The organism is Paenibacillus sp. B-A-8 (assembly GCF_048572915.1).
In the GTDB taxonomy this organism is placed as follows: domain Bacteria; phylum Bacillota; class Bacilli; order Paenibacillales; family Paenibacillaceae; genus Paenibacillus_AQ.
Window position 1 is genome coordinate 1892254 of record NZ_CP183882.1, and the last position, 13206, is coordinate 1905459.

Below are 13206 nucleotides of genomic sequence, written 5' to 3' on the forward strand. Positions count from 1 at the left end.
ATCCAGATGCATCTGAAGATAGTCTAGATAAGCCCGAGAAACGACCCTACGAACCTACTGATCTGAAGGCAAACATTACGTTACATTGCAGATAGTACAATAGAAAACGCCATTTCCGCTCATAAAATAACATCTACTGCACTCTGTGCAATCAAACTACTGGAAATATGCTATTAAAGGGCATTTTTCATTTATTGGTTGTACAAAATACAAACGAATTACAATTCAGCACGATTCTTAAAATTCTGCTGCACAAAATACAACGACTCTACCAGAAAATAAACATTACAAATCAATTGCTTATGTGTAACGGACTCAGATGCAGCTATTTGTGCATTTTGCTGCTTATGGGGTGAGTTGCGGACTCGAGAGTCCGAACGCTTTACTGGTGAGGTGATAAATGAAACAGAAGGACAAACGCTTACCGTCCCTACAAGGACGACGTAGGCGTTTTTGTTTGGAAAAAAATTTTTGCTACTGATGTTGTGAAGGCAAATTTATGGCGATTCTAATGGATGTAGGTGGGACATAATAGTGTGGAGTCTGATCAGGAGGGAAGACATTGCGTAATAACAAACACCGGCGTGTATTCAGCGGTCTTCTTATTTTATCTGCGGCTGTAGCCGTGTTGATCCTTAGGCTGGCGTGGGTTCAACTAATTATGAAGGAACAGACGGTTCCTGGAACAAAATATACACTAGCGAAGATGGCGGAAATTCAAAGTGAACGGGAGACGGTACTGGACAGTGGTCGGGGACGTCTGTATGACCGCAAGAATGAACCCCTTGCCGGGGAAACTATTTGGACGGCGGCGTTTTTTCCACAGGAGGAGATGGCTAAGAAACCTGTGACGAAGGTTGTTTACGAAGAAGCGAAACCCATGCACCGACTGGCGGAGATTCTGGGTGTCAGCTATGAACAACTGCTGAATAAGCGTTCTTCGCTTAAAGAACCTTTACTTTGGCCATCTTCAGTGGGAAAAGAACCCCTCGCGTTGTCCCAGGCACAGGCAGAAGAAGTGAGTGCACTGGGGATTGACGGAGTAGGCGTGCTTCCTTTCGCACGCAGATATGATGGGAATTCTTCAGGTCGGCAATGGCTAGGCTATTTATCGGAAGCCACCATGCATGCTGGAGCTAAAGCCTCTCCTACGGGTCTTAGAGTTCCTATGACGGGAACGGACGGTTTAGAGAAGACATTAGAGCCTTTGCTTCAAGGGGTAGGACACACGGAAGCATATGTTCAAGTGGATGCGCGTGGGAATCGCCTTCCAGGCAGCCCCATCCAAGTTAAAGCCCCGGGCAATCCTTATTTCCCTTTGTCTTTATATACAACGATTGATAAGAAGCTTCAGGAGGGGATTGAGGCGCTAGCGCTCAAATCCGGAATGAAGGAAGGAGCCATAGTGGTGTTAGACACCGGCACGGGAGATATTGAAGCCATGGTATCTTTACCCTTCTATAACCCAGAGAAGATATCTCCTCAAGGGGGGGAGTGGAATAACCGGGCGCTCCAGGCCGCCGTTCCTGGATCGATCTTCAAAATCGTTACAGCCGCCGCAGCGTTAGAAGCGGGTGTAACTTCCGCTGACGAGCTTTTTTATTGTTCAGGGCAATATGAGAAATATGGATTGTCTTGCCTGACAGGAAAGGGACACGGCCCCCTTACGCTGGCGCAAGGATTTGCCGTGTCCTGTAATACTGTATTTGCTGCTCTGGCAGAGCGATTGAGCGGTGTTCAGCTTCAATCAACAGCATTTGCGCTAGGACTTGGAAGAGATATTAGCTGGCAAGCGGAGAAGACGCTTGGGTTCTCACTTCTAAAACCACTAGCCGGCGAGCAAAAGGGGACCATCTTCACTACCTTACTTCCAGATGACAAGGGAGCCAGGGTACAGACTGCAATTGGACAGCGAGATGTGCAAGTCACACCTTTACAAGCAGCAAATCTAATCGTAACGCTACTGCATGGTGGGGAAGTAAGAGCGCCAAGAATCCTGCAGCGAGTCACATTTGCAAATGGACAGAAGCTGGAGGAGCTTCCGGGTCATCTGTCCCCATCCTCCGCAGGAAGGATCTCTGAGGCTACAGCCCGCCAGTTACTGTCCATGATGCGCAAAGTAGTGACGGAAGGCACCGGAACCCGTCTACAAAGCACACACTGGCCCGTTGCAGGTAAATCAGGGACGGCACAGACCCAAGTTAAGGGTATAGCACGCAACAATCAATGGTTTATCGGCTACGGTCCGGTGGATCACCCAAGATATGCTGTATCAGTTGCTGTAGAGAATGTCGCTCCGGACAGTCCGCATCTTGCCATTAAGCTGTTCGGTCAGATATTTGATTTGTTATCGGATTCGTCAGAAGCTTGAGTCTCCGGAGGAGCAGGAGTAGCCTTGCCCTTAGATGAAGGGCCGTTTGCGGCAAAGGGCGAAACGATAAACTCCTCTTGAGGCAAATAGATCCAGCTCTGAAGATATCCTTGTTGGATAAGCTCTTTGATTAGAATAAGCAGAATTGGCGACAGGATCAGACCGGCCATACCGAAAGCAGATGTGGACAGAATGACGAAGGACAGCATTAGAAAAGCTGACGAAACGCCAATCGAATTCCCGGTAATCTTAGGCTCAAGCAGTTGTCTTACAATCAGTACAATTGCGAGGAGTATGATTAGACCGATTGCTAAAGAGGTATTGCCAACAATGAACAGATAGATAATCCAAGGGACTAAAATCGTTGTTACACCTAGGAGCGGCAAGACATCAAATACAGCACAGATAAGCGCCATAGTGATTTCGTTACCGGTTCTTAGTATGAATAAGCCAACCAGTACGATAACAAAGGTAATGCTGATCAGAATAAGCTGAGCTTTTAAATAAGAGCCGATGGCTTTAAATACATTACCCTGCAAAAAGGCATAAGCGGTTTTAAATGTTTTTGGCATTTTGTCATGGGCGATTTTGCGCCAGTCTTTAATTTCCATACTAAGAAAAAATGCTAAAATAATGGCAATCCCAAAATTGGCCATGAAAGAGGAAAAGGATCCAAGAACACCGACCATGTATTTTAGAAAAGCAACAAGCCATCCAGTAAGGACATTCGTGGCATCTTTAAAGTATCCATTCACTTTGTCGGTAATATCAGGCGGCAGGCTATCGATTTTTTGCTGAAGGTAGGTTGTGAATTCCGCGAAATGTTGTTGTACCACATATGTATACTTAGGAAGATTATCTTGAAAGTGAAGCGCTTGGATCGTGACCAATAGCCCAGCACCAAATAACGTACCTAGAAGAACGATTAGAAACAGAAGCACTGAGATTGCCGAAGCGAATGGTTTGGCTAGCCCCCGTCGGTTCAAGAAACGGGCAAGTGGTTCAATAAGCAAAAATACAAAAAAAGATAGGAATACAGGTGCAGCTAACTGATACAATTTACTGAAGGCAAACATAACCAGATAGACCGTGAGGACAATTAATCCAATGTCGAAGAACGTGCGCCAATATTTTTTGTATAACGGCAGCATAGATATAAACAACTCCCTCTTTAAATTGTTGATAGGTCAGGTTGAATACATTGTACATGATTTTACTTAAAAAACGTCTATTTCTTTGATACATGTGTTAAAATAGGGGGTAACGTATTTTTTGTCTAATTTCACTTGGCCGTATCACAGGTTCTGCTTGCAGACGTAAGGCGAGCCAAAGTCAACTCTGGAAAAGCGAGGAATTCATATGCAGACTTTGCTGCTCTGGTTATTTTATATCTCATCTTTTTATGCTTTTATCCCGGGTATGATTAGCCGCATTTTTGGTTACCGTGTCTTTCGTAAAGGAACTGGGCTGAATGAGTTCGCGTTGACCTTTGACGATGGACCTGACCCTCGATTTACACCGTTACTCCTGGATTTATTGAAGAAGTATGATGCAAAAGCAACCTTTTTTGTAGTAGGATCTAACGCTGAACGTTATCCGGAGCTTATTAGGCGGATACATGCAGAGGGACATCTTATTGGAATTCATAATTATGTTCACAAGACGAACTGGCTCATGCGGCCCGCAACCGTTCGTCGGCAGATTCAGCGCACGAATGATATTATCTACAACATAATAGGCGAGCGTAGTACGTATTACCGTCCACCTTGGGGGATTGTCAATTTGTTCGATATTTCTAAGCGTCGCCAAGTTGAAATTGTTCTTTGGTCGGTAATGTTTGGCGATTGGCGTGAGAAGCTTGGTGCGCAGCGGCTCACCGAAAAAATGCTTGCCCGATTGAATCCCGGTGAAGTAATGCTGCTGCATGATAGCGGTACAACGCTGGGTGCCGATCCGGACGCACCCGAGAATATGCTTGTAGCCCTTGAACTGACGCTGCAGGAGGCCCAAAGAAGAGGACTGCGTAGCATTCGAGTGGATGACATGATCAAGATGGCGGAGAAATCACCGATTCGGCGTTTATCCTTTGGTAAACGAGTACTGGTAGGACTCTGGTTGGCTTGGGAGCAAGTATTTCAAGTATTGTTCCAGCTTAAGACGATTAACCCGGCGGATCCATTCATGCATTATCGAATGCGTAAATATCAGGGAGAGCCTGTTGAACTCGGTGATGGAACCCAGCTGAGAAAAGGCGATAAAATCATTGAGCTGCATATTGATAACAAGCAATTATTCGAATTAGGTATTCATTCCCGTTCTTCTGCTCAACTTGCGATTCGAATGATCCGCAGAATGGAGAAAGGGTTGCCAATGCTGGCGGAAGTCATTGCCAAGGATGTGGATCTTGCGCAAGCCAAAGCACTTTATGGGGTTAGTATGATAAACCGTGGGCCAGAGAAATTTGGCTTTAGTGTACATGATTTGCCGGATGGTTTATTCGCACGCTCCACCAAGTTTTACTTAAAGATCCTGTTAAGTGTGATTCATCCAGATGGTGGTGCTAGGCTCAAGGAGCGGAGTGAGGTCCTTGTACCGAAGCTAATCTTGATGCCTGTCTCAGAATTGCTCAAGAAGATGAATCAGCAACTGCCTCATGATGAAAGGTCAGTAAGAAAACGTAAACCACAGCAAGAGGAAGCCTTGTCGCTTAACGATTCACTTTCAGAAGTGGAATTACCAGGAGCAACAGTAACGAATTGATTCTTGATATTATTAGTCTTATATAATGAATGGCAATGTAGATGCCTCACAAACCAGAAATGGATTGTGGGGCATCTTTTCTTATGTCCAATAAAAAAGAGCAGTCCGACCATAGATTATCTAAGGTGAACTGCTCTTGTATGCTAGGAACAATTAGAACTAGGCGAATTAAATCTTCAGTACTGCACCGTTACTTGCGTTGGTAACCATTTTGGAATAGCGAGCCAGGTAACCAGTCTTAACTTTAGGCTCAAACTCTTTCCAGCCCGTACGGCGAACCGCCAATACTTCTTCGTCAACCAGCAGTTCAATCTTACGATTGTTGAGGTCGAGTTCAATGATGTCGCCATCCTCAACAAAAGCGATCGGGCCGCCTTCAGCAGCTTCTGGAGAAATATGACCGATACTGATTCCGCGGGAAGCCCCCGAGAAACGTCCGTCTGTAATCAGACCAACCTTAGCACCCAGACCCATGCCCACGATTTGTGAAGTAGGAGCTAGCATTTCCGGCATTCCCGGTCCACCCTTTGGACCTTCATAACGGATAACGACTACATGGCCTTCTTTAACCTTACCGTTAGCGATACCTTCGAGTGCGGATTCTTGGGAATCAAAGCAGATCGCAGGACCTTTGTGATATCCACCAACAGAAGCATCTACTGCACCTACTTTAATGATGGAACCTTCAGGAGCCAGGTTGCCGTATAGGACGGCGAGACCGCCTCTTTCGGAGTAAGGGTTATCGATCTTATGAATAACCGAAGTATCTTGGATCTCATGTCCGATTACGTTTTCGGCTAATGTTTTGCCGGTAACCGTCATGCAGTCTCCGTACAGAGCACCTGGTTTCTTCAGCAGTTCATTCAAGACGGCACTAACGCCGCCTGCGCGGTCCACATCTTCGATGAAAATATCGGATGCTGGAGCCAGCTTCGCCAAATAAGGAACACGGTTAGCCACTTCGTTAATACGTTCAAGCGGATAATCGATACCAGCTTCTTGAGCTAGCGCAAGGGTGTGCAGCACCGTATTGGTGGATCCGCCCATTGCCATATCCAGTGCAAAAGCGTTATCTAGGGATTCCTTAGTTACGATATCTCTTGGTTTAAGATCTAATTTAATCAATTCCATCAATTGAGTAGCAGATCTGCGTACAAATTCTCTACGCTCATCAGCTACAGCTAGGATGGTACCATTACCTGGCAATGCAAGTCCAAGTGCTTCTGCCAAGCAGTTCATGGAGTTGGCTGTGAACATTCCTGAACAAGATCCGCAGGTAGGACAACCGAATTGTTCTAATTCAAGCAGCTCAGCATCGTTGATTTTGCCGACTTGGTGAGCACCTACGCCCTCAAATACGGAGGTAAGGGAGAGTTTTTTACCTTTACTGTCTACGCCGGCTTTCATTGGTCCGCCGCTTACGAACATGGTTGGGATGTTGACACGCAGTGCGCCCATCATCATACCCGGTGTGATTTTATCGCAGTTAGGGATGCAGACCATGCCATCGAACCAATGCGCGGAAACTACAGTTTCCAAGGCGTCAGCGATGATCTCACGGCTTGGCAGTGAATAACGCATGCCGATATGTCCCATTGCGATACCGTCATCTACGCCGATCGTATTGAATTCGAAAGGAACGCCGCCAGCTTCACGAATCGCTTCCTTAACGATCTTACCGAACTCTTGCAGATGCACATGACCTGGAACAATATCAATATAGGAATTGCAGACCGCAATAAACGGCTTTCCGAAATCTTCTTCTTTTACTCCGGCTGCACGCAGGAGACTACGGTGTGGAGCACGGTCAAAGCCTTTTTTAATCATGTCTGAACGCATTTTCTTAGCTGCCATATTGACATTTCCCCCCTAAATAAATTGCAATGAAATATAGTGTCGCATTAACGCAATGAACTCCAAAGACCTGCGTATATACGGTTTATAGAATGAACGGGGACGAGCTTCCTAGAGAAGAAGGGCGAAGCCGATTCTATAAATAATGCCGCTGTTTTGGTATAAACGTTTCCCGCCTATAATGAACGGAGAAGTCATTGTTATTAGTGAGTCTATCACAAAGAGCACGTTTTTTCTACCGGACAATGTGAAGTTTCTCATGAGGAGACCGGCCTTAAATCGTATAAAAAAACCTATCCGCTAGGGGATAGGCCACTTATAATGAGCGCCTTAAGGCAACACGCTGCAGGGTGATCATCCAACCAACGGGAGGCTCAACAATAGGATGCATCAGTCGTTTTACACTTGGTTGGGCTAAGAGAATGGTTAGTAAGATTGCGGAGAACACTAATAAGACGGCGCCTATAGAATGGTTGATATAGGAGTACAGGCCAGAAACGGCGGCAAAACGAATGATAAATCCGTGAAGTAGAAAAACATACAATGTACGGGAACCCCAGTCAGTCATCCGGCTGAGCAAGTAAGGAATCCACCCCATAAATGCTAGTGCAGCAGTGATTTGCAGACCGTAAACAGCTAACCGATAAACTCCTGCGTACCATTCATGAAGTCCAAGCTGCATGTAAGTCATACTTCCGTAAAGCCAGCCTATCGGGAACTCTGAGCCCCCAGATGCAAACAGAAGGAATAGAAGGATGGAGACTGCGGCAGCAGTGACTTTAATCTTTTTTTGAAAAAAGCGTAAAAAGGTCTGGAACGGAAAATGATAACCTAATACGAAAAATGGCAGGTATACGAAAGTACGGCTAATGCTGAACCATATGCCATCAAGCTGTAGGTATCCAATGGCAATTCCAGCAACGATAGCAAAAATGAATTGCATGGCAGGCGTCCATTTACGCATCCCGATCATTAGCAAACGCCAGAAGGCATGACTTGCCAGGAACCATAAGAGCAAATAGGGGGCGAAAAAAGAATGATGGATACCCTGTACGTGATATATGGCGGCGTCTAGCACAGAGTAGAGGCTTTGAAAAATAATGTACTGCAGTCCGATTTGCATGATTATGCGACGGCCTTGCGTCCCTGTAAGGTGTTTATTGGCAAAAAAGCCTGTAACGAGCACGAAGAGGGGCATATGGAAGCTGAAGATCCACAAATATAAGCTATGCAAGCTGCTCATTGAGCCTATCAGTGGTTCTATGGCGTTTCCAACGATTACAGTGACAATGAGAACAAAACGTAAATTTAGAAAAAAGGTCTTTCCAGGTGTGTCTAGCGAGTTATCCCCTACCATGACTTCCCCCCAAAGATGCTTGATGCTTTAATTTTAAAATACAAAATTTTCTTCGATTGAATTGTGAATTAACTCACTAGTGAAAGCGTTATCATGAGTACCAAATGTGGCGATGTGTTGAAGGTTGTTAGAATAGTGGGTTTCCACTATAATTTTCTTATACACAGTAACATCCGGGAGTGGAGCATATTGAAGAGAAGAATAAATAAGCGTCGTATTGGTTTAACTGTACTAATCATTCTTGTTATAGCCGGATTGCTGTTATGGAAATATTTAACTCCGTATGCACCAGCCGAACAAGCAGAAACTGCCCTGATTTCCAGTGGTGGAGTTACCGTCGAGCAGAATGACAACTGGATCTCGTTCGAACCTTCCATTACTAAAGGTGCCTCGATCATATTTTACCCTGGAGCTCTGGTGAAACCAGAAGCTTATTCCCCGCTTGCGAAGGGCATTGCTGCTGCGGGACATCCTTTCTACATCGCCAAAATGCCGTTTAATTTAGCAGTAACAAAGGGCGATGCCGCAGAAGAGATTATTCGTGTACATCCGAAGCAATCTTTTGTTCTAGGTGGACATTCCCTTGGGGGCGTCATGGCGTCACGTTATGCAGTTGAGCATGCGGACCAGCTGGAAGGTGTATTTTTTCTAGCCTCTTATCCGGATGAAAAAGGTAGTCTACGAGAGACCACTTTGTCAGTATTGTCGCTGGTAGGGACTGAGGATCAAGTGATTGACAGAGACAGCTACAGTAAAGGGCGCTCTTATCTGCCGGATAATACGGTCTATAGTTCAATCGTCGGTGGTAATCACGCTCAGTTTGGAAGCTATGGACCTCAAAAGGGAGACGGGAATGCAACCATTTCTGAAGAAGAGCAGCAAAAAGAAACAGTGAGAGCTATGCTGGATTGGCTAGGGAATCTTAGGTAGTCTCCGGTTCGGTCTTTCCAACAAAGGGAGTGAGGATTATGCCATTATTACACATTAACGATGACTGCATTCCCTGTTCAGGAATATTGTTCGACAAAGATGGTACGCTATTGGATTTGTTAGCCACATGGGGGAATTGGGCCGAGCTTGTTCTTCGTGGAATAGAAAACCAGCTTACGGTTATGGGAACTGATTTTATTGTAGATCGAAGTAAAGTGCTTGGTACTCAGCATGATGCTGCAGGTAAGTTGATTGGTTATGATCCTGCAGGGCCGCTCACCATGGCTACAGAGGAAGAAAGTTATGGAGTGCTTGCCTGGCAGCTATATGCTGCGGGCGTGCCTTGGAATGAAGCGTTGACCCGTGTAAAGAGCATAGCGAAGGACGCAATGTATGAATTGCGCAGACGCCGCACGGCACAGCCGCTAGAAGGTCTTCATTCTTTTCTGGAACACTGCGCGGCTGCATCGCTGAAGCTAGGTGTGGTTACCTCAGATGGTGCAAAGACCACTCAGGAGCATCTGGATTGGCTTGGTATTGCGCATTATTTCGATTCGGTAGTTACAAGAGACAGAGTATTAAACGGAAAACCCGCACCTGAAATGGCTGAATTAGCCTGCCGGGAGCTGGGGCTGTCTCCTGAAGTGACGATTATTATTGGTGACAGTAATGCAGATATGCAATTGGGTAAAGGTGCAGGATTACGCCTCGCCGTTGGAATCTCCAACATGGGTGATGGAAATCACTTGATCGACGCAGATGTGATTATTTCTAGCTATAATGAGCTAAGGATCACCTACTGATCAGCATACTAATGGAAAGGATGTGCTACAACATATGGATCAATTGCAGACACTTGCTTCTTGGATTAAAGACTGTGACAATATCGTTTTTTTCGGAGGGGCAGGTACATCAACAGAGAGTGGAATCCCGGATTTCCGCTCGGCAGCGGGATTATACCAGACTCAGCACAATTCACCTTATCCGCCTGAAGTGATGCTGAGCCGAACTTTTTTTATGTCCTCACCGGACATTTTTTTTGATTTTTACCGAAGTAAAATGATTCATCCCGACGCTCGTCCGAATGGTGCTCATCAGCTGCTTGCAGAATTGGAACGTCAGGGCAAGCTTAAGGCTGTTATTACGCAAAATATTGATGGTTTGCACCAGCTGGCAGGCAGCCAAAAGGTACTTGAGCTGCATGGTTCCATTCATCGTAACCATTGCATGGACTGCTCACGTTATTACGGGTTGGAGCAGCTCCTAAGTTCCAATGAGATCGTCCCTCGCTGTCCTGAATGTGGTGGCATTATTAAGCCGGATGTTGTGTTATATGAAGAAGAATTAGATCACTCGGTGCTGGTGAATTCCGTTGAAGCGATAGCAGCTGCAGATATGCTTATGATTGGTGGCACCTCTCTTACGGTCCAGCCTGCGGCTAGTCTGGTTACTTATTTCAGGGGGAAACGTACGGTGCTGCTGAATGGCGACCCGACCCCCTATGATGATCGAGCTGATCTTCTGATTACAGATCGGATTGGGAAGGTACTCGGCAGTGTAAAGGATCTAATTGGTTAGAGAAGGAATAGTAATAGAGAAACAGCCCGGTTCCTTAAGCTAAGGAACCGGGCTGTTGTTGTAGAAGTGAATTTTTAAAAGTGAAAAGCCTCTTAAAGATCTGGCTTCTTTACATGTCTGGTCGTTGTGAGTCGGTAGGCAGTGGGTGACTGGGCGCAAAAGCGTTTAAATTGACGCGAGAAGTATAGGGCGTCAGTGAGTCCAACGGAAGCGGCAACCTGTTCGACAGACAGTTCTGGTCGCTCACGGAGCAGTTGTCTAGACTTCTCAATACGCAGCTTCAGCAAGTATGTTACCGGAGACAAACCGGTTTCTTGCTTGAACACACGGGAGAGATAGGCCCGGTTATAGCCAAGGGTATCACACATTTGTTCAATAGATACTGGATGAGCGTATTGGGAGGCCATGTAGTGGATCATTTGCTTCACAGTACGCTTAACCTGCGATTCAGCTCCGGGAAGACGGGAGAAAGAAGAGAGCAAATCTGCAGCTTCACCTACAATGAGATAAAGATATCCCAGAGAAGTTAGGTGGGCACTTTCTTTGTTTGCTTTGAAGGCTTGCATGATACTGGAAAGGGCACCTGGGATGACGCTGTCACCCGTTGTAGTCAACACAGGTTTTTGAGGTGTAAAGCCAGTCTGCAGCACAAGGTCGTCAGCCTCGCTCCCAGTAAAGGCTGCCCAGCGATAGCACCAGGGCTGTTCTTTATCCGAAACATAACTGACCAGCTGCCCTGGATGAATAAGGAAGCAGTCACCTTGTCCTAGTGTATATTGATGATGTTCAGTACGGAAAATACCTGAGCCTGACTCTATAAAGTGAAGTAAATAATAATCGTAAATCTTAGGGCCAGCTTGATGCATAGGAATCGTCTGACTTTGACCGGCAAACAATACATGGAGATTTTGTTTATCGTAATACACGGGATTGGATCCTACGGAATAAGTATGCTCCATATGGGACAGCCTTTCTTGTGTTATTGTCATTTTATGGCTTATAGTTTAGGGTGTATCATTTCTCTGTGTAATTATTATATTATGGGAAGTCACATTTATCCATACATTACACACATGATTGCATTATCAGAGGATCACTGATTACATTATAATGAATACATAAAGAACGCTTTACTAATTCCCACTGGCTGAAGCAGCGAAAGGATGGAGTGGCATTAATGAGCACACAGGAACTTAATAAGAAATTCATCGAAAAATACGGGGTAAGCGAGCAAGAGGCTCAAGTATTTTATGCACCAGGACGTGTCAATCTCATTGGAGAGCACTTGGATTACAACGGTGGATACGTGCTACCCGCAGCTTTGGAATTCGGTACAACTTTGATTGTTCGCCCACGCAGTGACAGCAAAGTGAATTTTGCATCTACTAATTTTCCTTATGAAGCATCTATTGATTATAGTGAAATTGGCAAGGCCAAAACGGGAGAATGGATCGACTATCCGGTTGGAGTAATGGTTGAATTGGAGAAGAAAAACACTCCAGTATCTAAAGGTTACGATCTGCTGTTCCATGGTGATATTCCGAATGGCGCAGGCTTGTCCTCATCGGCTTCTCTTGAAGTCGTGACTGCTTATGCTTTCCTGACGCTTGAAGGCGGCGACACGGATACCGTTGAGATTGCACTCTTGTCTCAGCGTGCTGAGAACCAGTACGTAGGTGTAAACTCCGGAATTATGGATCAGTTCGCAGTTGCTAATGGCAAACGAGATCATGCAATCCTGTTAATGTGCGATACGCTTGAATATAATCTGGTACCTTTCATCACAGGTGCTTACAAACTGGTTATCGGCAACACGAACAAACGCAGAGGACTTGTAGATTCCAAGTATAATGAGCGTCGTCAGCAGTGTGATGAGGCCTTGTCTATTTTGCAAAAAGAAGTGCCTTCACTAGCTTATCTGGCACAGCTCAACCGTGAACAATTCGAAGCACATCAAGATAAAATCACGGATGAAGTTGTTAGACGCCGCGCTCGCCATGTTGTGGAAGAGAATCAACGTGTACTAGATTCTGTTGAAGTATTAAAGAACAATGACCTGAAGCAGTTTGGTCAGTTCATGAATGACTCACATGCTTCCTTGCGCGACTTGTATGAAGTTAGCTGTGAAGAGCTAGATATTATGGTTGAAGAAGCACAGCGTATTCCGGGTACACTCGGTTCCCGTATGACTGGCGCAGGTTTCGGTGGTTGTACTGTATCCTTGGTACATGAAGATGATGTAGAACGTTTTATTCGTGAAGTAGGCGAGGCGTATACCACAAGATCTGGTTTGGTTGGTGAGTTCTACGTTTGCGGCATCGGTAATGGTGTCCAAGAATTGAAGGGAGTGTAATCA

The 13206-nt window shown here is 45.5% G+C and carries 10 protein-coding genes; 6 read left to right on the forward strand and 4 right to left on the reverse strand.

Translation table 11 applies throughout. The features are described from left to right. Nucleotides 1–562: 562 nt before the first annotated feature. Nucleotides 563–2371 carry a peptidoglycan D,D-transpeptidase FtsI family protein gene (locus tag ACN6MV_RS08325; protein WP_419886137.1) on the forward strand — a complete coding sequence of 603 codons (1809 nt, stop codon included), beginning with the start codon at nucleotides 563–565 and terminating at the stop codon, nucleotides 2369–2371. Here ACN6MV_RS08325 and ACN6MV_RS08330 read toward each other — a convergent pair. Beyond that, nucleotides 2332–3522 carry an AI-2E family transporter gene (locus ACN6MV_RS08330; RefSeq protein WP_042125511.1) on the reverse strand — a complete coding sequence of 397 codons (1191 nt, stop codon included), beginning with the start codon at nucleotides 3520–3522 and terminating at the stop codon, nucleotides 2332–2334. The genes ACN6MV_RS08325 and ACN6MV_RS08330 overlap by 40 nt on opposite strands. A gap of 208 nt (nucleotides 3523–3730) precedes the next feature. On the opposite strand from ACN6MV_RS08330, the gene ACN6MV_RS08335 reads away from it, so the two are divergent. Further along, complete coding sequence (locus ACN6MV_RS08335; RefSeq protein ID WP_042125514.1) at nucleotides 3731–5131, forward strand: polysaccharide deacetylase family protein; 1401 nt, start codon at nucleotides 3731–3733, stop codon at nucleotides 5129–5131. A gap of 168 nt (nucleotides 5132–5299) precedes the next feature. On the opposite strand, the gene ilvD is transcribed toward ACN6MV_RS08335, so the two are convergent. Then, the gene (gene ilvD, locus ACN6MV_RS08340) at nucleotides 5300–6985 is read right to left on the reverse strand and encodes a dihydroxy-acid dehydratase (protein ID WP_042125516.1); all 1686 of its coding nucleotides are present in this window, start codon (nucleotides 6983–6985) and stop codon (nucleotides 5300–5302) included. 316 nt (nucleotides 6986–7301) lie between these two features. After that, nucleotides 7302–8342 carry an acyltransferase family protein gene (locus tag ACN6MV_RS08345; RefSeq protein ID WP_042125518.1) on the reverse strand — a complete coding sequence of 347 codons (1041 nt, stop codon included), beginning with the start codon at nucleotides 8340–8342 and terminating at the stop codon, nucleotides 7302–7304. Nucleotides 8343–8531: 189 nt separating this feature from the next. Between ACN6MV_RS08345 and ACN6MV_RS08350 the strand changes: the two genes are divergently transcribed. Genes ACN6MV_RS08350 through ACN6MV_RS08360 form a run of 3 tightly spaced genes read left to right on the forward strand, consistent with a single transcriptional unit; the run spans nucleotide 8532 to nucleotide 10850 of the window. Further along, nucleotides 8532–9272, forward strand: coding sequence for an alpha/beta hydrolase (locus ACN6MV_RS08350; RefSeq protein WP_042125521.1), 741 nt, complete (start codon nucleotides 8532–8534; stop codon nucleotides 9270–9272). A 38-nt stretch (nucleotides 9273–9310) separates the two neighbouring features. Then, nucleotides 9311–10075: an HAD-IA family hydrolase gene (locus tag ACN6MV_RS08355; RefSeq protein ID WP_339289864.1), complete on the forward strand. Its 765-nt coding sequence runs from the start codon at nucleotides 9311–9313 to the stop codon at nucleotides 10073–10075. Nucleotides 10076–10109: 34 nt separating this feature from the next. Continuing rightward, nucleotides 10110–10850 (forward strand): NAD-dependent protein deacylase, encoded by a 741-nt coding sequence (locus ACN6MV_RS08360; protein WP_042125524.1) that lies wholly within the window; start codon nucleotides 10110–10112, stop codon nucleotides 10848–10850. A 92-nt stretch (nucleotides 10851–10942) separates the two neighbouring features. Here ACN6MV_RS08360 and ACN6MV_RS08365 read toward each other — a convergent pair whose 3' ends face one another. Continuing rightward, complete coding sequence (locus ACN6MV_RS08365) at nucleotides 10943–11809, reverse strand: AraC family transcriptional regulator (RefSeq protein WP_042125526.1); 867 nt, start codon at nucleotides 11807–11809, stop codon at nucleotides 10943–10945. Nucleotides 11810–12027: 218 nt separating this feature from the next. Here ACN6MV_RS08365 and ACN6MV_RS08370 point away from each other — a divergent pair, with 218 nt between their 5' ends. Continuing rightward, nucleotides 12028–13203: a galactokinase gene (locus tag ACN6MV_RS08370; protein ID WP_042125528.1), complete on the forward strand. Its 1176-nt coding sequence runs from the start codon at nucleotides 12028–12030 to the stop codon at nucleotides 13201–13203. The last annotated feature ends 3 nt before the right edge of the window (nucleotides 13204–13206 follow it).